The sequence below is a fragment of the Pedobacter sp. BS3 genome (assembly GCF_008274585.1).
Taxonomy (GTDB): Bacteria; Bacteroidota; Bacteroidia; order Sphingobacteriales; family Sphingobacteriaceae; genus Hufsiella_A.
Genome location: NZ_VTRT01000001.1, coordinates 23,395 through 43,620, shown reverse-complemented (window position 1 = coordinate 43,620; position 20,226 = coordinate 23,395). Strand labels below are relative to the sequence as shown.

The following is a 20,226-nucleotide window of genomic DNA, read 5'->3' as shown; positions in this document are numbered from 1 at the left end:
TAATAGACAGAGATCATGGCAAGCACAGCAATGTATACTACAATAGAGCATCACGACGACCATTTTGGTGCTCATGGCCATCACAAAGAAACTTTCCTGACCAAATATATTTTCAGCCAGGACCATAAAATGATTGCCAAGCAATTCCTGATCACAGGGATTATTATGGCAGTGATCGGGATGTTTTTATCTATCCTTTTCCGTATACAGCTGGGCTGGCCGGATAAGACATTTCCGTTGCTGGAAACCTTTTTAGGTAAATGGGCTGAAGGCGGGCGTATAAAACCCGATTTTTACCTGGCGCTGGTTACCATACACGGTACCATCATGGTATTCTTTGTATTGACCACAGGGTTGAGCGGTACATTCAGTAACCTGCTTATTCCATTACAGATCGGTGCCCGCGATATGGCTTCGCCTTTCCTGAACATGCTGTCATACTGGTTATTCTTTATTTCCAGCGTGATCATGCTTTCATCTTTCTTTGTACAAAGCGGGCCGGCAAGTGCAGGCTGGACAATATATCCGCCGCTATCGGCACTGCCAAAAGCTATCTCGGGGTCGGGTACAGGTATGACCCTCTGGCTCATCAGTATGGTATTGTTCATCGCTTCATCCCTTATGGGATCGCTGAATTATATCAGTACGGTGCTGAACATGCGTACAAAAGGAATGGACTTATGGAAAATGCCGCTTACTGTATGGGCGTTCTTCATCACTGCCATTGTAGGTGTGTTATCATTCCCGGTTTTAGTAGCCGGCGTGGTGCTGCTGATCTTTGACCGCAGCTTCGGTACCAGCTTCTATCTTTCGGATATTGTTCTTTCGGGACAGATCTTACCAAACCAGGGAGGTAGCCCTATCCTGTTTGAGCACTTATTCTGGTTCCTGGGTCACCCTGAGGTATACATCATTATTATGCCGGCTTTCGGTATCACATCAGAAGTAATATCCACCAATTCGCGTAAGCCGATATTCGGCTACCATGCCATGGTGTATTCGTTGATTGGTATCGCGGTATTATCGTTCATCGTTTGGGGACACCACATGTTCGTTACCGGGATGAATCCGTTCCTGGGCGGCGTATTTATGATCACTACCCTGATCATTGCGGTACCTTCGGCAGTAAAAACTTTTAATTACCTGGCTACCTTATGGCGGGGTAATATCCGGTTTTCTCCAGCCATGCTGTTCGGTATCGGGCTGGTTTCATTCTTCATTTCAGGTGGATTAACCGGTATTTTCTTAGGAAATGCCGCATTGGATATTCCGTTACATGATACCTATTTCGTAGTTGCCCACTTCCACCTGGTAATGGGTTCAGCGGCAATTTTTGGTATGCTGTGCGGTGTTTACCACTGGTTCCCTAAAATGTTTGGCCGTATGATGGATGAGAAATTGGGTTATCTGCACTTCTGGATAACATTTATCGGCGCTTACCTGGTGTTCTTCCCCATGCACTTTATGGGCTTGGACGGTGTGCCACGCCGGTACTATGCCTTTACCGAATTTGAGTTTATGAAAGAGTGGTTAACTGTTAATAAGCTGATCTCGTGGGCTGCCATTATTGCAGGTTTAGGACAGATAGCCTTCCTGTACAATTTCTTCCATTCTATTTTCTATGGAAAGAAAGCATCACAAAATCCATGGCAGTCGAATACTTTGGAATGGACAACTCCGGTAGAGCGTCTTCATGGCAACTGGCCCGGCGAAATACCAACCGTATATCGTTGGCCTTATGATTACAGCAAGCCCGGACATCCGGAAGATTTTATACCTCAAACTGTTCCTTTCTCTCAAACTATGAGCTCGAACCTGCCGCATGATTTTGAAGGCAATACCGAAGCAGAGCGTATACAGGAAGAGTGGAACAAGCAGCATGAAACCCAACGGGTTGACTAATTAGCTAACAAAATAAGTTGGGGTATCTGTTGTAAGAACTACTTACAGATACCCCATTTTTTTAATATACTCATGATATATCCACCAGGCGAAAAGCGGTTTTTAATAGTTAATCGTATAGCTATTATGGCTCTTTTTGCGGTGATACTGGCGGGAGGAGTAGTGCGAAGCTCAGGTTCTGGAATGGGTTGTCCCGATTGGCCGAAATGTTTTAACCAGTATGTTCCGCCAACATCAGCCAGTCAGTTACCCGAAGGATATAAAGAGCATTATGTAAGTAAACGGGTGGCGAAGAATGAACGGTTTGCCAACATGCTGGATGCCTTAGGCTATACTAAGCTTGCAGATCGCATACGGCATGATGAATCTATTTTACAACCGGAGGATTTTAACGCCGTAAAAACCTGGACAGAATATGTGAACCGTGTGATAGGTGTTTTGAGCGGTCTGGCTTTGTTGGGCTGTGCGCTGTTTTCAGTAACCTATCTTAAATCGCGTAAGCGTATATTCTTTTTAAGTGTTGTTAACCTGGTGGCGGTTGGTTTCCAGGGATGGCTGGGTTCTATTGTAGTATCAACCAACCTGCTGGCCTGGATTGTAACGGTACACATGCTGTTGGCTTTAGTGATACTGGCTATCAGCATTTATACGTATTACCAGGCCCGCATATTACGAAACAGGATGCTGCTGTCTATCAAAAACGTGAAATGGGCAAAAGGACTGGCTATCATAGCCTTGTTGTTAACCATTGTGCAGATCACTATCGGTACCGAAGTGAGGGAAGGAGTAGATGCGATAGCATCCGCTATGGGTTATGTTAACCGGGGCGAATGGCTAAGCCAGGTTGGCAGCGTATTTAATACCCATCGTGATATGGCCTTGCTGGTACTGGTAATTAATGGTGCGTTATTTTTTATTATACGCAGCAATTATTCCCCTTCCGGGGAACGGTTCAGGTATGTAACCTATACGGCTGCTCTGATCGTATTGCAGGTGATCAGCGGTATCATACTATCGTATTGGGCGTTACCCGCTGTAGCTCAGACAGTGCACCTGGTGCTGGCCACGCTATTGTTTGGCGCACAGTTTTATTTAATATTAATATTAAGCCGTAAACGGCTTTATAGCAGGAAATTAGCGTAATATAAGTGAACGGCTTTTTATCGGATTTTAAGAAATTAATTAAGTTACGGCTAACCTTCTTAGTGGTGTTTTCTGCATCGGTTTCATTTTTGATAGGAAGCAAAGAGCAGGGAAATATAAATTGGGTAAACTGGGTTATTTTAACCATTGGCGGTTTCCTGGTAACGGGAGCGGCAAACGGGTTTAACGAAATTATAGAGAAAGATTTGGATAAGCTGATGGCACGTACAAGCAACCGGCCGATCCCGGCCGGAAGGATGACCACAGGACAGGCATTGGTATTGAGCTTATTTATGGGTCTTACAGGAACATTAGTGCTGGTAAAGCTTAATTTCCTTACCGGTATACTCTCCGTTTTCTCTATATTTTTGTACGCATTTTTTTATACGCCAATGAAACGCAAGTCTCCTGTTGCCGTGTTTATTGGTGCGTTTCCGGGAGCATTGCCCCCGTTGATCGGTTATTTTGCAGCATTTGATAATCCGCGGATATCCTGGATACCCATTGTGTTATTCCTGATACAGTTTGTATGGCAGTTCCCGCATTTCTGGGGCATAGCCTGGGTGCTGGACGATGATTATAAAAAAGCAGGATTCCGTTTATTGCCTACCACCAAACGCGATCGCGTAAGCGCAATATTTACGCTGGTATCAACCATTATACTGGTTCCGGTAAGCTTACTGCCCACAATTATGGGATTTGGTGGTTATATCATTGGCGGCGTATCGCTGGTACTCGGTTTGATATTCTGCTGGTTTGCCTGGCAGCTGGTATGGAAACTGGATATTGCCTCGGCACGCAAGGTGATGTTCGGGTCGTTTTTTTATTTGCCCGTGGTGCAACTGGTATTATTATTTGATTTTATTGTAAAATGAGTTTAAACCGCACGGATATGATTTTACATTATTTTTTTGAGATTGAAGCGGATACTGGTTTTGAATGTTCTTGCCCCGGCCTGTCCCCTGACAGGATGGAGAAATTGGTCTGTCAGGGGACAGACCAAGGATATAGCGTGAATACCGGTTTCGCTGTGCTCAACTTTTAACTTTGTACTTTTGACTTTTAACTTAATTATGGCACAAATACCCACAGAACAGGACAGGCAGAATCTGAAGGCGAAGAAGTTTCTGGTTTGGTTATTTATTGTTTCGTCATTCATATTATTTGCCGGCTTCACCAGTGGATTTATTGTGTACACTGCCGGAAGCCCTAACCGCGGTATAAAAACCATATTACCGCATACCTTTATTTACAGTACGGCCATTATCATATTAAGCAGTGTGACCATGCACCTGGCATACCTGTCGGGTAAGCGCCTGCAGTTTGGCAAACAGAAGCTGTTTTTGGTGCTGACCATATTGCTGGGCATTGCCTTTTTTTATGCACAGCTAACAGCCTGGGGGACGCTGATCAAACAGGGCGTTTATTTTATAAATTATAACGCTTCGCAATCATTCATTTACGTGTTTACCGGTATGCACTTGCTGCACATTTTTGCCGGTCTGATCATGGTACTTACGGCCCTTATCGGTAAAATCAGGAATATATCACAAGTGCGCAATATGTTCAGGCTGGAAACAACCTCTATCTTTTGGCATTTTATAGATATACTATGGATTTATATATATGTTTTCTTACTTTTGAACCAATAATTTTTTATAAATGAGTACTACTGCTGTATCACAATTAGACGAGGTTAAAACCGGACCCTGGAATGGTGGTAAATCGCCATTCTCTATTGAGTATGGTAAAATCATGATGTGGTTTTTCCTTGTGTCAGACGCATTTACATTTTCGGCATTTTTGATTTATTACGGAGCACAGCGCTTCAGCAAAATCACATGGCCTGATCCAGACCTGGTGTTCCAGTCGGTTCCCGGGCTTGCAGATGCCGGCTATCCTCTGGTTTTTGTGGGTATTATGACCTTTATCCTGATCATGAGCTCTGTTACTATGGTACTGGCCGTAGAAGCAGGACACAGAAATGCTAAAAAAGAAGTTATTGGCTGGATGATAGCTACCGTAATAGGTGGTTTAATGTTCCTGGGCTGCCAGGCTGCCGAATGGACACACTTGCATCACGAAGGCTTTTGGTGGGGCAGCATTCCGCCGGTAGAAGAATTGAAACATTTCTTTACAGAGCCTGTATCAGAAGTTTCTGCGCAGCAATTTGCCAACCTGTTCTTTACCATTACCGGCTTCCACGGGTTCCACGTATTTACAGGAGTTCTTATCAATATCATTATCCTGTTCATGACCATAAGCGGAACGTTTGCCCGTCGCGGCAGCTATTTAATGGTTGAAAAAGTAGGGCTGTACTGGCACTTTGTAGACCTGGTTTGGGTATTTGTATTTACCTTCTTTTATTTAGTTTAACAGTTAAAGCATCAATTTTATGACTGATCAAAATATACATGCAGCAGAAGAACATGCCCATGAAGAGCATGAAGGCATGACCAGGAGAAAAATCTGGCAGGTATTTGGTATCCTGCTGGCAATAACCATTGTAGAATTTATCATCGCGTTATGGGTGCTGCCGGGAAAACATTTGTCGCACGGTGTAGGAAACTGCATATATATCGTGTTAACACTTTTAAAAGCATTTTACATTGTTGCTTATTTTATGCACCTGAAGTTTGAACGGGTTGCATTTAAAACCACCATTGTGGCCGTGCTGGTGCTGGTTATATATTTTATTATCCTGTTACTTACAGAAGGTACCTACTTGCATGTGCACATGAACTAATGAAAATACCGATAAAAAAAGTACTGATCCTGGTAGCTATTTTAGCCCTACCGGGATTTTTATATTATTTACTAAAAGAAAAAGGGAAAAACCGTTACAAGCCTTTGGCTATCTATGGCCCCAAACAGGTAGCCAAAACATTTCATACCTGGCACGGTAAGCAGATCCCCGATACGATCTATCATACTATCAGCGATTTTAAGCTGCTTAACCAGGATAGCATAGCAGTTTCCTTTCCGGCAGATACCAATAAAATTTACGTAGTCAATTTCTTTTTTACCCGGTGCCCCAGCTTTTGCCGTAACATGAACAACGAAATGCAGCGGGTTGCAGAGCGGTATAAAAAGAACGATTTTTTGCGGTTTTTATCCATAACGGTAGACCCGGATTACGATACCCCTTCGGTATTAAAGAAGTATGCTGCACAGTTTGGGGCATCATCCGGCAAATGGGATTTCCTGACCGGCAACCAGCAGCAGATCTTCGGGCTGGCACATGACGGATTTCTGGTTGATGCGTTAACACATACCCTTTCTGCATCGCCGAACTATATCCACAGCCCGATGCTGATCCTGGTAGATCCGCATAAGCGGATACGCGGCTATTACGACTCGAATTCCAAAGAACAGGTAGATCAGTTAATTGACGAAATAAAGGTATTAATCGTAGAAGAGCTACGGCAGATAAGAGCTGCCGAAATGTAAATTATGAGCGATAAAGTGATTTTCAGGCTGGTAGCCGCAGTTTCCGTTTTTGTATTCCTGGTGGTGGTTATCCTGAACCGGAAGATTATTCCGGCTCCCCAAACCCTGCCATCATTTACTTATTTTCTGCCTAAACTAAATGCCATTATCAACGGAACATGCACCGTTCTGCTGCTGATATCCCTGTATTTCATCAGGCGAAAGAACGTAACCATGCACATGCGTATTAACATCCTGACATTTATTTTATCATCGTTGTTCCTGGTGTCGTATATCCTGTTTCATTACCTGGCCCCCGAAACCCGTTTCGGCGATCTGGATCACGATGGTACCTTATCGTTGTATGAAAAAGAAGCCGCCGGCAGCTTACGGTACATTTATTATATCATTTTAGTTACGCATATCATTTTGGCAGCAGCCGTGTTACCTTTGATTTTATTGAGCTTTTACCGGGGATTGCAGGCCCGACATCCGGATGGAGGGCTGCAGGTAAACCGTCACCGTAAGCTGGTACGCTGGAGTTTCCCGATATGGCTGTACGTAACGGTAACCGGGGTAATAGTTTATGTAATGATATCCCCTTATTATACGTTTTAAGGGATATTATTCGTTAACTTTGTATCCTGCAACAATTGTTGTGCAGGTATCAAAAAGCTCCAAATAAAGAAGAAAGCAATGAAGACAGTAAAAAGGTTAGTTGTTATTGCAGTTGCATTCATAAGTTTCTTAGTTCTCCCTGCACATCGGGCACAAAGCCAGTGCGCTATGTGTACCTTAAATGCGGAAAATTCTGTGCAGAACGGCAATACAGATGGTAAAGGCCTGAATGATGGGATTTTGTTTTTACTGGCTGCGCCTTATGTCGCGGTAGCTGTGGTAGGATTTGTCTGGTATAAAAAATATCGCCGTAAGAACATTAATGTAGATATTAAAGATCAGAAGATACACCTGAATTAGCGCTATATGGCTACATCCAAACTCTATGCTATTACACATGCCAGATGTCCGAGATGCAGGCGTGGCCGTATGTTTCAGGGGCCTGCCTATAGCTTCAGAGCGCAGCATGTCAATGAGCTTTGCTCGCATTGCGGACTGCGTTTTGAGATAGAGCCGGGCTATTTTTATGCGGCCATGTATGTAAGCTATGCCATGAGCACTGCCGAAATGGTGGCCTTAGGTGTGCTTACTTACCTGGTAACCGGTAGCATAGAGTATGAACAGATAGGGCTTTATATTGGTGTAGTGCTTGGCGGTATGTTGTTGCTGGCTCCCTTTAATTTCAGGTATTCGCGGGTGATTTTATTGCACCTGCTAACGCCAAAAGTAAAATATAACGCAGCATTTGATACAGAATGATAGCTAAAACTACTTTTTCATTTCTAAAAGATATAGCGGCCAACAACAACCGCGACTGGTTTTTGGCCAATAAAAGCCGGTACGAAACAGAGAAAGAAAACATACTGAATTTTGTAACCAATCAGATCAGATTACTGTCGGCTGTAGATCCCCTGATACCTGCGGATTTAAGCGCCAGGAATTGTGTCATGCGCATTTATCGCGACATTCGTTTCAGCAAAATTAAAACACCGTATAAAACTAATTTTGGAGTCGGCATATCCCCTAACGGGAAAAATTTTAACGGGCCGGGTTATTACCTGCATATTGAGCCGGGCAAATCTTTTTTGGCTGCCGGCGACTGGCAGCCGGAGGCGGATCGTCTAAAAGCTTACCGGCAGGAGATCGATTATAACGCGGCAGATTTTCATCATATTCTGAACGAGCCTGCATTTAAGAAGTTTTTCAACGACTTGTCTTACGAAGATACGCTCAAAACATCGCCGAAAGGCTACGAAGCCTCTCATCCTGATATAAAATACCTGCGTTTAAAGAGCTATATTATAACCTGCGATCTGAAAGACGATGACTTTTTACGGGCTAATGCCGACCAATTGCTGGCAGATCGTTACCGGGCGGCATATCCGTTAATGGAATTTTTACGAAACGCAACAGCTTAGCATCAGTTAAATGATGAACTGATGTGTAAATTTATTTTTGTTGTTCCTGCTTATAGCATGTTAACTGTTTTTACTTTTGAATTTTGACTTAATGGCCATGAATAAATTATTCCTTATCATTTTCGCTTGTTTTTTAGCTGCCTCGCTAAATTCCTGCGTAGTATTGTCAACCAAAAAGTTTAACGCCCTGGTAGCGCAGCGGGATTCACTTTCGGCAGGCTGGGATCAGGCAAACGTGAAGATAGGAAGCCTGGAAGAAGAGGTACAACGTCTGAAAGCCGATACCTCACGTATGAACAGCCGTATCGCTGAGCTGGAAAGTAAAGTGTCTGGTCTGGATAAAAACTATGCGTTGCTACGAGCAAACAGCTCATCAGAAATTAACAAGCTGTCTGAAGACCTGAAGAAACGTGAAGCACGGTTGAAGGAAGTAGAAGAAGCCCTGCGTAAACGCGATGCCGCTACCAATGCATTGAAAGAAAAACTGCAGCAGGCATTGCTTGGCTTTAAACAAAGCGGCTTATCGGTAGATATTCGTGATGGAAAAGTGTATGTATCGTTAACCGATAAGCTACTGTTTAGCAGTGGCAGCATTATTATTGATGAGAAAGGTAAGCAGGCTTTAGCTGAACTGGCCAAAGTGCTGAAAACCCAACCTGATATTAATATTTCGGTTGAGGGTCATACTGATAATCAAAAGGTGGTTAACCTGGGACAAATTAAGGATAACTGGGATTTGAGCGTGCTGCGGGCTACATCGGTTGTGCGGTATTTAACCGAAGTGCAAAAAATTGAGAATAACCGCATCACTGCAACAGGTAAGGGTCAGTATCAGCCTATTGATGCAGCCAATACTCCCGAAGCACGGAGCCATAACCGGCGTATAGAAATTGTGCTTTCGCCGAAGCTCGACGAATTGTATAATCTGATAAAATAGGAGCTGAAAGGCAGGGAGCTAAAGGTCTAAGGCCAAAAGCAAAACGACATTGAAGAACAAAGATTAGCCCGGGCATAGAACCTCACAGATTTTAAAAACCCTGTGAGGTTTTTTAAATCAACCCTCAATCTTATCCTTAATACATTTACCCTGCGGTTTGCATAGGTAATCTGATAAAGTAGGAACCGAAAGGCAGCAGGGAGAATTGCGATTTTAGGTTAAAATGGACGACAACAAATATTTGTTTGAGCCCTTTTATATAAATTAGTATATTTAAACTATTTATTAATAAAAGAATAGTTTATGAGTATGGTATCTATAACACATTTATATGCTTTATGGGTAAAGAAACAGCAGAAAATCTTACAGCATATATAGAAGAAAAAATAGAAAAAGATATTCAGCAACAAACAAGGCATCTGGCTACCAAAGAAGATTTGGAAAGAGGATTTAAGGAACAAGGCAGATGGCAGCTTAGTATTTTTATAACGCTTACAATAATGATACTAGGCTTATACGCCACTATTTTATTAAGAAGCTAATTGTCTAAAGTCACTCATAAGTTGGCTTCCTCTTCTTTGTAGAGAGCCGAGGTGAGACTCCATGTTTGCGTTTATAGACTTACAAAGTTTAATATCAAGCTGAAAAGTAAACTTTGTAAGCCTCAATACTCAGGTAGCCTTTTAATAGCATAACTCAACCCTCAATCTTATCCTCAGCCTCAATACATCCTGATTGCCCGTTTCAGAGCCATAGCATAGCCATAGTGCAAACCCTCGTGTGTGTTTACAAATAAAATAGCCTCATCTATGTTATGCAGGGTAATGCCATAGCTGGTGGTATATTCGGTGTACGTTTTAAACAGTCCGGCCTGGTAATCGGCTATAGTTTGATTGGCTAAAGATATCGCCAGCGAGCGGATCAGGTCAACCTCTTCCTGCGATACCGGGCCTTCCGGCTTGGTTCCTTTGCCGTATTTAGCCATAAATTCATTACTAACATGCGGCGTGAGTCCCGAAAGTTTATAACAAAGCGATTGCTGTGATGAGACAATATGCCCCAGATTCCAGATAATGTTATTATTAAAGTTTGCCGGAATTTTATTCAGATCATCAAGCGAAAGATTTTCTGTTAATGCCAGGAAATTGTTACGGGTGGTTTTCAGTATGTCAAAAGAATGATTCATTATATTGTAGTAATAGTGTTTTATCAAACAGCGCTTAAAAATTAAAAGGGACTTTGTAAGTCTTTAAAGAAAGGCAATACCTGGTCTTTTTCAGATAGTATGGCTTCGCCGGGGTCAATTCCCCAGTCCAGGTTCAGATCCGGATCATTCCAGCGCACACCAATTTCAGATGCCTTGTTATATAGGTTAGTAACCTTGTAAGAAAAAATGGTTTGGTCTTCGAGGGTTACAAAACCATGCAAAAAACCAGGTGGAACCCATAACATCCTGAAGTTTTCGCCCGATAACTCAACCGAATAATGCCGGCCATAAGTAGGTGAGCTTTTCCGGATATCTACGGCGATGTCCAGCACTTTTCCCTGTATTACCCTAACCAGTTTGCCTTGCGCAAATGGATCAGCCTGCGCATGTAATCCGCGTAAAGTGCCCCGTTGTGAGAACGATTGATTATCCTGGACAAATTCTGCATGAATACCGGCTTCGGCAAATACCTTATTGTTGTAGCTTTCGTAAAAATAACCGCGTTCATCTCTCCAGATCTTAGGTTCAATCAGGAGCAGGTCGTGTATAGACGTTTCTATAAAATTCATTGGTGGTCTATAAATTCCATAAGTGTATTAAACAAGGCAACACCCTGGCCAAAATTCTGATAATGTTGTGCCAGGTGCTCCTGCTCAAATGTTAACGAATAATGATTGATGGCATTTTGGGAATCTGCAATGTATTGCAGGCAATAGGTAACGCCCTCGTTTGGCGAGTTAAGTACTTTTAACAGTCGTTGAGAAACAAAGGCGCCGGCAGACATTACTTCAGGAATATGTTCATTTTTTATCCACGCAAGCCAGGCATCTTCTATTGCTTCATTTACAATAACTGTAACATTATATAATAGCATGTGCGAAGATACGAGCTTACAATCTAATTGAATATTATTTAGCGAACAAAACAACATTGAACGGAGTATAATTGATAAGATATTTAATCTACAGAAATTATAGATTATTGTGATTTATACTATATTTGCCTCCATGAAGAATAACAGGCAAGCAGTGAATACGATTGAGGCCCTACACAATAGGATGCACTACAAATATCCATTTCCGTACAAAAAGCCTTTGGGTATGTACGGAACAAGTATCTGAATGCCGGATAACCTGCCCGGAGATGTTCCTCCAAAGTGCTTCCCGGATCAGTATGATAAAATACAGGTGTATATGGATTTGTGTCTCCAACCCTATTATTTAGGATATAATTTATAGCATGAAGTATGCTATTGTATGTTACATAAACTTCTTATAATCAAATAATTGTAATTATAATGTATAAAATTTTTGTTTTTATGATTTCCAAATTCAGGTAAAAAGTGGTACAATTTTGACCTGGCCAGGCCTGTATCTTTATTCTAACAAATTAACCAAACTCATATATCATATAATTAAAGCAAATTAAACGATGAGCAAATATTTACCCAGGATTGGCGGTCCGGTGTGTGTAAAGTTTATTTCTCTGTTAGTGGTATTTACCTTAACGTTTACTGTTGCCTTTGCGCAAACACGAACGATATCCGGTAGAATTACAGATGCTAAATCGGGAGAGATCTTACCGGGCGTGAGTATAAGGCAGAAAGGGCAGCCAAATGGTACCACTTCTGATGCCAGCGGTCACTACAGTTTAAGGCTTAAAGACGAAAAAGGCCCGGTTCTGGTATTTACCAGCATAGGCTTTGTTACACAGGAAATACCGTTAGAAGCACAGCAGACAAGCTTAAACGTAAAGCTTGTTGCAGATTCAAAAGCGCTGGATGAGGTAGTAGTTGTGGGCTATGGCAGCCAGAAAAAAGAGAGTGTAGTAGCTGCAATTGTGCAGACCAGTGGCGATAACATTTTGCGGCAAAACGTGCCCGAGGTGGCCAATGCGCTTTCCGGTTTGCTGCCGGGCCTGGCAACCATACAGTCAACCAGCCTGCCCGGAGGCTCAGGCCCTAATGACCAGGCTACACAAATATTTATTCGCGGACAATCAACCTGGAATGGGGCATCGCCGCTCATTTTGGTAGATGGCGTTGAGCGTAGTATAGATAATGTAGACGCGTTCGAGATCGATAAGATTTCTATTTTGAAAGATGCTTCTGCCACTGCGGTATTCGGGGTTAAAGGAGCTAATGGCGTTATCCTGATCACCACCAAACGGGGCAGGCAGGGTACGGCAACATTAAACGTAGATGCCGAAACCATGATCAATACCTTATCGCGGCAGCCAACGGTAATGAATTCGTACGATGGTAATGTTCAGAAAAACATAGCTATAGTGAATGAAATGGCCGTAAATCCCAGCTCATGGCAGCAGTACAAACCGCAGCAGATACTGAACTATTACAAAACACAGGAATATCCCGATCTATATCCCGATGTGAACTGGCTGGATGAATATACCCGTAATTACTCTACCTCGCAGCGGGCCAACATTAATGTAAACGGCGGTACCAAGTTTGCCAAATATTTCGGCTCGCTATCGTACCTGCGCCAGGGCGACCTGATAGCCACTAAGGATTACGGGCAGGGTTATACGCCATCCTTTACGTATGATCGGTTTAATTTCAGAAGTAACGTGGATTTTAATATCACCTCATCCACCAGGTTAAGCGTTAACCTGTCGGGATTATACGGTATACAAAAAAGTCCCAACGGTAATAATAGTGACTATGCTACTTTCTGGAAATCGCTCTACGGGCATCCGCCGGATGTTTATCCCGTACGGTACTCTGATGGCACATGGGGGCAGAACCCGTCAGACGATAAGTTTTACAACGGTATAACCGCCGTAAACTTTAACGGGGTAAAGAGTGATAACCGTACCCAGATCAACACAGACCTGGTGCTGGATCAGAAGCTGGATTTTATCACGAAGGGTTTCTCTGTTGGTGGCCGGCTTTCAATGGATAGCTATTATACTACACGTCATGTTATTGCTGACGATGGCGTGGTAATGAAATATATTCCGCCAAGCGTGCTGGGTTTACCGGAAGATCAGTGGGATCAGTATGCCATTTATACCTATCCAACCTCTATACCGAATGGCTACAATTATACCGACCTCCCCAATCAGTATACCGATGAATATTCTATTTTACCAGGCGGAAGTAATAGCAAGGTTTTTCGTCGGACTACCGATTACCAGGTCAATTTTAATTATGCCCGCACATTCGGTAAGCACGATGTCTCTGGTTTGGCCCTGTTCAAGCGTTCGGAATCGGCCTGGGATGCGGACTTCCTGAACTATCGTGAAGATTGGGTAGGACGTATTACTTATGGCTATGATTCAAAATACCTGGTCGAAATTAACGCGGCGTACAACGGTTCTGAGAAGTTTGACCGGAAATATCGCTTCGGCTTTTTCCCATCTATGGCATTTGGCTGGGTAATATCCAATGAGAAATTCTTTAAAAAAGCCTTACCGTTTGTAGATCAGATGAAGTTCAGGTACTCTAACGGTTGGGTAGGTAATGATCAGGATATAAAGCGCTGGCAATACGTAGGCAGTTGGAACCCCTTGACCCGGAAATGGACCTTCGGTTCGCCATTCGAAGTGTCAACCGGTTTACCCATTACCCTGGAAGGCGATATACCTAATCCGAATATTCACTGGGAGACCGCACACAAGCAGAATGTGGGTGTTGATGCCGCTTTCTTTAAAGATAAGCTAAACCTGACTTTTGATTATTACTGGGCAAGAAATACCGATGTATTTGTATCGGCCGATATGCGTACCAGCAACGATATATTTGGGGCGGCACTGCCATCGGCAAACCTGGGCGAAGTTAAGAACCAGGGTTGGGAGCTTGACCTGGCCTATAGACATCAGTTTGCCAATAAAATAGGCTTTGATGTACGTTATACCCAAAGCTTTAATAAGAATAAGATATTAGCCGCTGACGATGCGCCATTGCGCCCCGATTACCAGAAACGGGCGGGTTATTCCATCGGGCAGATCCGTACCCAGCTCAGCCAGGGCATTATGCAGTCGTGGGACGAGATCTATACCGGTGTGATGGCGTTGGATAATACCCAGCGGTTGCCCGGCGATTTCCGGATAATTGATTTCAATGCCGATGGTTATATTGATAACAAAGATGCTGCGCCCTATGCTTATAATGGTGTTCCGCAGTACACGCACAGCCTGAACCTGGGTTTCAATTACAAAGGCTTTAATGCCGGCATATTATTCTACGGGGCCTGGAATGTAAGCTTTGTAACCAACCACATCGAATTTAATGAAGGGTACACCGTAATTAATGATTTCATTGCAGATGCCTCCTGGAATCCGGCTGCCGGCAGAACAACGTCGGCCACTTACCCTGGCTTACGCTTGTATACCACTTCGCCTAAAGGGGAATTTAACGTGGAAGACGCCTCATACACCCGTATTAAAAGCGCCGAGCTGGGCTATAGCTTTAACAAAAGTGTATTGAAAAAGCTGAACCTGTCGCGGCTGCAGGTATTTCTGCGGGGATATAACCTGGCGTTATGGAGCAAGATGCGTGAAGACCGCGAATCGCAGAACGGCGGCCTGGCAAACCGTACCTTATCTTATCCATTAACCCGGAGCTATACATTGGGCTTAGCGGTAGGTTTTTAAACAAGATAATATCATGAAAATGAAAAAAATACTGACTTATGTTGTGGTTACTTCGGTTTTAGTAGCTGCAAGCTCATGCCAGAAGTACCTGGATCAGACGCCTGATGCCAAAGTATCAGATCAGGATGTATTCAGTAACTACAATGCTTTTCAGGGATTTGTAGACCAATGCTACTCGTATGTTACCGATTATTGCCAGACGGATTTTACCACATCCATGAACCTGGCCGATCATTTTGCATCCGTACAAAACTACTCTACAGAGAAAAAAGCTGAGCTGGGCGATTATACCGGCATAACCGGCGAAACAGATGGCGGCGGTATCCATAACAACTTTTCTACCTCCACCACTAAAGACCTTAATGGTGATAATGCGGGTATCTGGGCCAGCGGCTGGAAAGGTATTCGTGCCGCCAACCTGGCTTTAGATAAGCTGCCGTTACTGGCTAATGCCACCGATGAACAGAAGCGCCTGATAGAAGGACAGGCTTATTTTTTCAGGGCGTTTTTCCATTTTGAAATTGCCCGTTGTTTCGGGGGCCTGCCTTATGTAGACCATTACCTGCTGCCGGATGAGAATATCAATATTCCCCGCCTTAACTACCGGCAAACTACCGATAAGATAGTTGCCGATTTTGACAAGGCGGCCGAGTTATTACCAGCCGATTGGGATAAAACAGATGTTGGTAAACTGATTGTAGGGGCCACTGCCGGCCGGGCTACCCGGGGTGCAGCGCTGGCGTTTAAAGCCCGTGCCTTGCTCTATGCCGGCAGTCCCACAATGGTGCATGAATCCGGAGGTGCTTATACGTACGACCTTGATCTGATGAAACGTGCGGCCGAAGCAGCTGCCGAGGTGATCAAGCTGGCAGATAACGGCGTGTACGCATTGGTTCCCTTCGCCAATTACCAGGATAATTTCGCTAAAATAAATGGCCAATATCCGTGGACATCAGAAACTATTTTTGAACGGACAGGTAATGGATCGGGAGCTGGCAGGTATAAGAATTTCTTAGGGCGGAATATGGGACTTGGCCGTTTGGGCGGCAACTCTATAACCGAAGCGCCTACACAGAACCTGGTAGATATGTTTGAAATGACCAACGGTTTACCGTATGATGATCCGGCTCAGACCCTTTACAACCCTTTGCGCCCCTGGGATAACCGTGATCCCCGGTTCCGGGCAGGTATTTATGTAGACCGTGATTATGTAACCGTTAAAAATGCCGAGGCGAATAAGCTGCAAAGTTATAGTGATGACGGAACCACAACGCACAAAGCCGGGCGGGACTCACCCGAAGGAAACCCTGGTGAAATGCGTACACCGTATGTTTCTCATAAATACCAGCCGATCACGGTAAATAATGTGGACCAGGAGTGGGATAAGTTTGTGTTTGTTACCCCGCACATGCGCTTGGCCGAAGTGTACATGATCTATGCCGAGGCAGTGAATGAGTTTGCCGGCCCTGCCGGAACAGCAGGAGGCTTAAGCCTTACCGCAGTAGACGCTGTGAATAAAGTGCGTAACCGGGCCAATATGCCTAATGTAAACACCAGGTTTACAGGCGATAAGGATACATTCCGTAAACGGATATGGAACGAGCTTTCTGTTGAGTTTTTTGCCGAAGGCCATCGCTGGTTCGACATTCGTCGCTGGCATGTAGCCCACTTAGATGAATACAAAAAGATCTACAGTGTAACATTCGATAAGAACTGGACATACTTCAACAGGGTACAGATCGGTACGCGGGTATTTGAAGACAAGCATTACTGGCTGCCTTTCTTCAAATATCAGGTTCAGATATACCCCGGTTTCCCCCAAAATCCCGGCTGGTAATTGATGATGATTAGCATACATAAAGTAGAATTTTAGCATGAAACGATACCTACTAACCATTATAACCGTTACGTGTATAAGCTGCAGCTTTGATCCCTGCCTATATGCACAGAATAAGAAGAATACCATAACGGTTACCGGCCCAGACGGTAAGGTCATTAAAGACGCCACTATCTGGTATAACGAAGGCTCCCGGTATATAAAGACCGATGATGCGGGTAAATTTAGCATTGATCCCGAAAGGGCAGGCGAAAAGCTGCGCATAGAGGCGGCAGGCTACAATGCCCGGCTGGTGGCTATAGACAGTATATCAACAATTGCCAATGCTGTTGTTGTGTTGAGCAAACCCTTGTTTGATGAAGGCGATCAAAGCCTGGTCAATATACCTTTCGGTCAGCTGGAAAAGCGCCGTATTGTGGGGGCTGTAAGTGCCCTCAAACCCGATGAGCTGTTGAGTTATGACCTGAACCAGAATGTATTGGGCGCTATTAACGGACGTGTGCCCGGGGTATATAACAGCCGCGACATTCGCGGAAGCGTGGGGATTAACGGTAATTTAGGCAATGCTATTGTGGTGGTAGACGGTATTCCACGTTCGGCTCCCGATAACTCCGACCGGCTGAACATGGCCGATGACCTGAACCTGCTTGAGATACAGGAAATTACCGTGTTGCGGGATGCTACCGCTAAAATACTGTATGGCGCAAAAGCCGACCAGGGTGTGATCTTAATTACCACCAAACGCGGCACACCTTATAAAAGAAAAATGAAGGTATATGCCGAAGCGGGAATGAACGATCCGGTGAGCTATCCGAACTACCTGCCGGCAGCAGATTATATGACCCTGTATAATGAGGCCCTGGCTAATGATGGCCTGGCCCCTAAATACGCCGCTGCTGATATTCAGAATACCAGGAACAAGACAAACCCTATACGCTACCCTGACGAATCGTTCTATAATTCTACCTTTCTGAGGAATACCTCCCAGTTCTTCAATGTTATAACCGAAGCATCCGGTGGTAACGATAAAGCACAATACTTTGCCACACTCGGTTTAAACCGCAATGGTACGTTATATAAGCCGCAGGATGGTAAGAACAGCGGGTCAGACCGGATAAATTTCCGTGGAAACATCGATTATAAGCTAAATAGCTGGCTGTCATCCAGCCTTGACGCGGTGGCTGTATATAATACTAACCGCTATCCAAACGGCTTTTATGGCGACAGCTATAGCGGCGATTTCTTCCAGTTCGCTTCAACGCAATTACCCAATGCTTTCCCTACGCTGATACCTGTTAGCGAGGTTCATAACGATGCCATAACCAATTCTGCCACGCTGATCAATGGTCAGTACCTGTTGGGCGGAACCAACCAGTACCAGAATAATCTATTAGGTAATTTAACCAAAGGCGGTCTGCAGACCACGTTGCAAAAATCCATCCAGTTCAACACAGGATTGAAATTTGACTTCAACCGGTTTGTAAAAGGGCTTACAGCCAATGCCAACTTTACGTATGATTTCCTGAATGCGTTTACACTGCGGCAAAATAACACCTATGCCATATATGAACCGTCGTATGTTACAGGTTCTTCCGGGCAGGACAGCCTGGTTGTTACACAATACGGTGCAGACTTTAAAGATAATAACCAGACCGTTAGCGGCAATTACTTTCAGCGGAGGCTTGGTTTGTATGGAACTGTCAATTATAAAAACACATTTAATACGGTACACCGGCTTGATGTTACAGCATTGGCTTACATGACGTCATACAGTATAGGTGCTACGGCAGCATCGTCGTATGCCAATAATAAAGATCAGCATTTTGGCTTGCGGGCCAACTACATGTATAATAATAAATATGTGGCCGAATTTAGCGGAGCGTATGTCGGTTCGTCATATCTTCCTTATAAAAACCGTTATGCCTTTTCCCCTTCGCTTGGTGCAGCCTGGATAGTATCTGAAGAAGCCTTCCTGCGATCAAACCGTTGGGTAAATTATTTGAAAGTAAAGGCAAGCTATGGTATACTCCATACAGACGATTGGTTTACTACCTACCGGCTGTATAATACCACGTATGGTATTGGGGCCGATTTTGTATATAATAACGGCAACGCTAATCGCAACAGCACCGTTCAATACAGTGTGACCGGCAACCCTGACCTGGATTTTGTGAAGAATAAGGAATTTAACGTGGGCTTTGAATCATCGTTATTTTCAAATCAAATCTGGCTGGAAGCCAACTACTTTAATATCCATACCGAAGGCGAGCCGGTAATAAGAAGCTCTGCATATACTTCTTACTTAGGCGGCTTTATACCAACCGAGAATTATGATGCGGATAAGATTTCCGGGGTAGAGGCCACCCTGAATTACAAGGGCAAAACCGGTAAATTCAACTATAACCTGGGTATAAACATGGTATATGCCGTACCGCGTTCGGTAAAAAAGAGCGAAGTACAATATGCCTATGATTACCAGTACCGCCAGGGCAGGGTGAGTGATGTACGGTATGGCCTGGTTGCCGAAGGCCTGTTTAAAGATGCTGCTGATATTGCCGGCCATGCTGTACAATCGTACGGAACTGTTCAGCCGGGCGATATTAAGTATAAGGACGTTAATGGTGATGGTATTATTAATGATGATGACCAGGTGCAGATCGGTAACTCGCATCCCCGTTTCCAGTACGGGCTTAATATTAACCTGCAATATGCCGGCTTTGAGTTCTTTGCATTAGGAACGGCACAGACCGGCAGCAGCGTTTATTATAACAATGCCTACTACTGGGTTTACGGCGACCGGAAATATTCTGAAGTAGTACTGAACAGGTGGACACCGGCTACTGCCGAAACGGCTACTTACCCCCGCTTAACCACTACCAGCGGCTCTAATAACTTCAGAAACTCAACGTTCTGGTTATACACCGATAACTACTTTACGCTGAACAGGGCCCAGCTTAGCTATAACCTGCCTGCCAGGTATTTCTGGAAAGGCGTAAAAGTGTACCTGAGAGGTAATAACCTGTTCACTATTTCAAAAACCCGTGAGCAAAGAGAATTGAACGTAGCTTCATCGCCCCAGGTGCGTAGCTATATGTTTGGTATAGTAGGTTCATTTTAATAG

19 protein-coding genes are annotated in these 20,226 nt (G+C 44.0%); 16 read left to right on the top strand and 3 right to left on the bottom strand.

From position 1 onward, the window contains the following. Positions 1 to 15: 15 nt before the first annotated feature. From FW774_RS00160 to FW774_RS00100, 13 genes are all read left to right on the top strand, one after another. Positions 16 to 1,902, top strand: coding sequence for a cbb3-type cytochrome c oxidase subunit I (locus FW774_RS00160; RefSeq protein WP_149346146.1), 1,887 nt, complete (start codon positions 16 to 18; stop codon positions 1,900 to 1,902). A 72-nt stretch (positions 1,903 to 1,974) separates the two neighbouring features. Then, positions 1,975 to 3,045, top strand: a complete 1,071-nt coding sequence (locus FW774_RS00155) for a COX15/CtaA family protein (RefSeq protein ID WP_187774761.1) — start codon at positions 1,975 to 1,977, stop codon at positions 3,043 to 3,045. Positions 3,046 to 3,050: 5 nt separating this feature from the next. Continuing rightward, complete coding sequence (gene cyoE / locus FW774_RS00150) at positions 3,051 to 3,920, top strand: heme o synthase (protein WP_149346145.1); 870 nt, start codon at positions 3,051 to 3,053, stop codon at positions 3,918 to 3,920. 198 nt (positions 3,921 to 4,118) lie between these two features. After that, positions 4,119 to 4,697, top strand: a complete 579-nt coding sequence (locus FW774_RS00145) for a heme-copper oxidase subunit III (RefSeq protein ID WP_187774760.1) — start codon at positions 4,119 to 4,121, stop codon at positions 4,695 to 4,697. 10 nt (positions 4,698 to 4,707) lie between these two features. Next, positions 4,708 to 5,421, top strand: a complete 714-nt coding sequence (locus tag FW774_RS00140; protein WP_149346143.1) for a cytochrome c oxidase subunit 3 — start codon at positions 4,708 to 4,710, stop codon at positions 5,419 to 5,421. 19 nt (positions 5,422 to 5,440) lie between these two features. Then, on the top strand, positions 5,441 to 5,791 hold the full coding sequence (locus FW774_RS00135; protein WP_149346142.1) for a cytochrome C oxidase subunit IV family protein: 351 nt from the start codon (positions 5,441 to 5,443) through the stop codon (positions 5,789 to 5,791). Continuing rightward, positions 5,791 to 6,495, top strand: coding sequence for an SCO family protein (locus FW774_RS00130; protein WP_149346141.1), 705 nt, complete (start codon positions 5,791 to 5,793; stop codon positions 6,493 to 6,495). Before FW774_RS00135 ends, FW774_RS00130 begins: the two co-directional genes overlap by 1 nt. 3 nt (positions 6,496 to 6,498) lie before the next feature. Beyond that, positions 6,499 to 7,092, top strand: coding sequence for a DUF420 domain-containing protein (locus tag FW774_RS00125; protein ID WP_149346140.1), 594 nt, complete (start codon positions 6,499 to 6,501; stop codon positions 7,090 to 7,092). Between the two features lie 168 nt (positions 7,093 to 7,260). Continuing rightward, entirely contained in the window at positions 7,261 to 7,452 is a 192-nt protein-coding gene (locus FW774_RS00120) for a hypothetical protein (protein ID WP_242457659.1), read from the top strand. A gap of 6 nt (positions 7,453 to 7,458) precedes the next feature. Then, a complete protein-coding gene (locus tag FW774_RS00115; RefSeq protein WP_149346138.1) occupies positions 7,459 to 7,851 on the top strand; it encodes a DUF983 domain-containing protein in 393 nt (130 codons plus the stop codon). Next, positions 7,848 to 8,510, top strand: a complete 663-nt coding sequence (locus FW774_RS00110; protein WP_149346137.1) for a DUF2461 domain-containing protein — start codon at positions 7,848 to 7,850, stop codon at positions 8,508 to 8,510. The genes FW774_RS00115 and FW774_RS00110 overlap by 4 nt, the downstream gene beginning before the upstream one ends. Positions 8,511 to 8,607: 97 nt before the next feature. Continuing rightward, on the top strand, positions 8,608 to 9,447 hold the full coding sequence (locus FW774_RS00105) for a flagellar motor protein MotB (protein WP_149346136.1): 840 nt from the start codon (positions 8,608 to 8,610) through the stop codon (positions 9,445 to 9,447). Between the two features lie 338 nt (positions 9,448 to 9,785). Continuing rightward, on the top strand, positions 9,786 to 9,989 hold the full coding sequence (locus FW774_RS00100) for a hypothetical protein (RefSeq protein WP_149346135.1): 204 nt from the start codon (positions 9,786 to 9,788) through the stop codon (positions 9,987 to 9,989). A 179-nt stretch (positions 9,990 to 10,168) separates the two neighbouring features. Here FW774_RS00100 and FW774_RS00095 read toward each other — a convergent pair whose 3' ends face one another. Genes FW774_RS00095 through FW774_RS00085 form a run of 3 tightly spaced genes read right to left on the bottom strand, consistent with a single transcriptional unit; the run spans position 10,169 to position 11,528 of the window. Continuing rightward, positions 10,169 to 10,633: a DinB family protein gene (locus FW774_RS00095; protein ID WP_149346134.1), complete on the bottom strand. Its 465-nt coding sequence runs from the start codon at positions 10,631 to 10,633 to the stop codon at positions 10,169 to 10,171. Between the two features lie 41 nt (positions 10,634 to 10,674). Next, a complete protein-coding gene (rfbC, locus tag FW774_RS00090; protein ID WP_149346133.1) occupies positions 10,675 to 11,223 on the bottom strand; it encodes a dTDP-4-dehydrorhamnose 3,5-epimerase in 549 nt (182 codons plus the stop codon). Further along, positions 11,220 to 11,528, bottom strand: coding sequence for a DUF4286 family protein (locus FW774_RS00085; protein ID WP_149346132.1), 309 nt, complete (start codon positions 11,526 to 11,528; stop codon positions 11,220 to 11,222). Before FW774_RS00085 ends, rfbC begins: the two co-directional genes overlap by 4 nt. Positions 11,529 to 12,085: 557 nt before the next feature. On the opposite strand from FW774_RS00085, the gene FW774_RS00080 reads away from it, so the two are divergent. The 3 genes from FW774_RS00080 to FW774_RS00070 are packed head-to-tail and all read left to right on the top strand — an operon-like array spanning position 12,086 to position 20,223. Beyond that, complete coding sequence (locus tag FW774_RS00080) at positions 12,086 to 15,268, top strand: SusC/RagA family TonB-linked outer membrane protein (protein WP_149346131.1); 3,183 nt, start codon at positions 12,086 to 12,088, stop codon at positions 15,266 to 15,268. A 13-nt stretch (positions 15,269 to 15,281) separates the two neighbouring features. Beyond that, on the top strand, positions 15,282 to 17,105 hold the full coding sequence (locus FW774_RS00075) for a RagB/SusD family nutrient uptake outer membrane protein (RefSeq protein WP_149346130.1): 1,824 nt from the start codon (positions 15,282 to 15,284) through the stop codon (positions 17,103 to 17,105). Positions 17,106 to 17,142: 37 nt separating this feature from the next. Continuing rightward, the gene (locus FW774_RS00070; RefSeq protein ID WP_149346129.1) at positions 17,143 to 20,223 is read left to right on the top strand and encodes a SusC/RagA family TonB-linked outer membrane protein; all 3,081 of its coding nucleotides are present in this window, start codon (positions 17,143 to 17,145) and stop codon (positions 20,221 to 20,223) included. Positions 20,224 to 20,226: the final 3 nt, after the last annotated feature.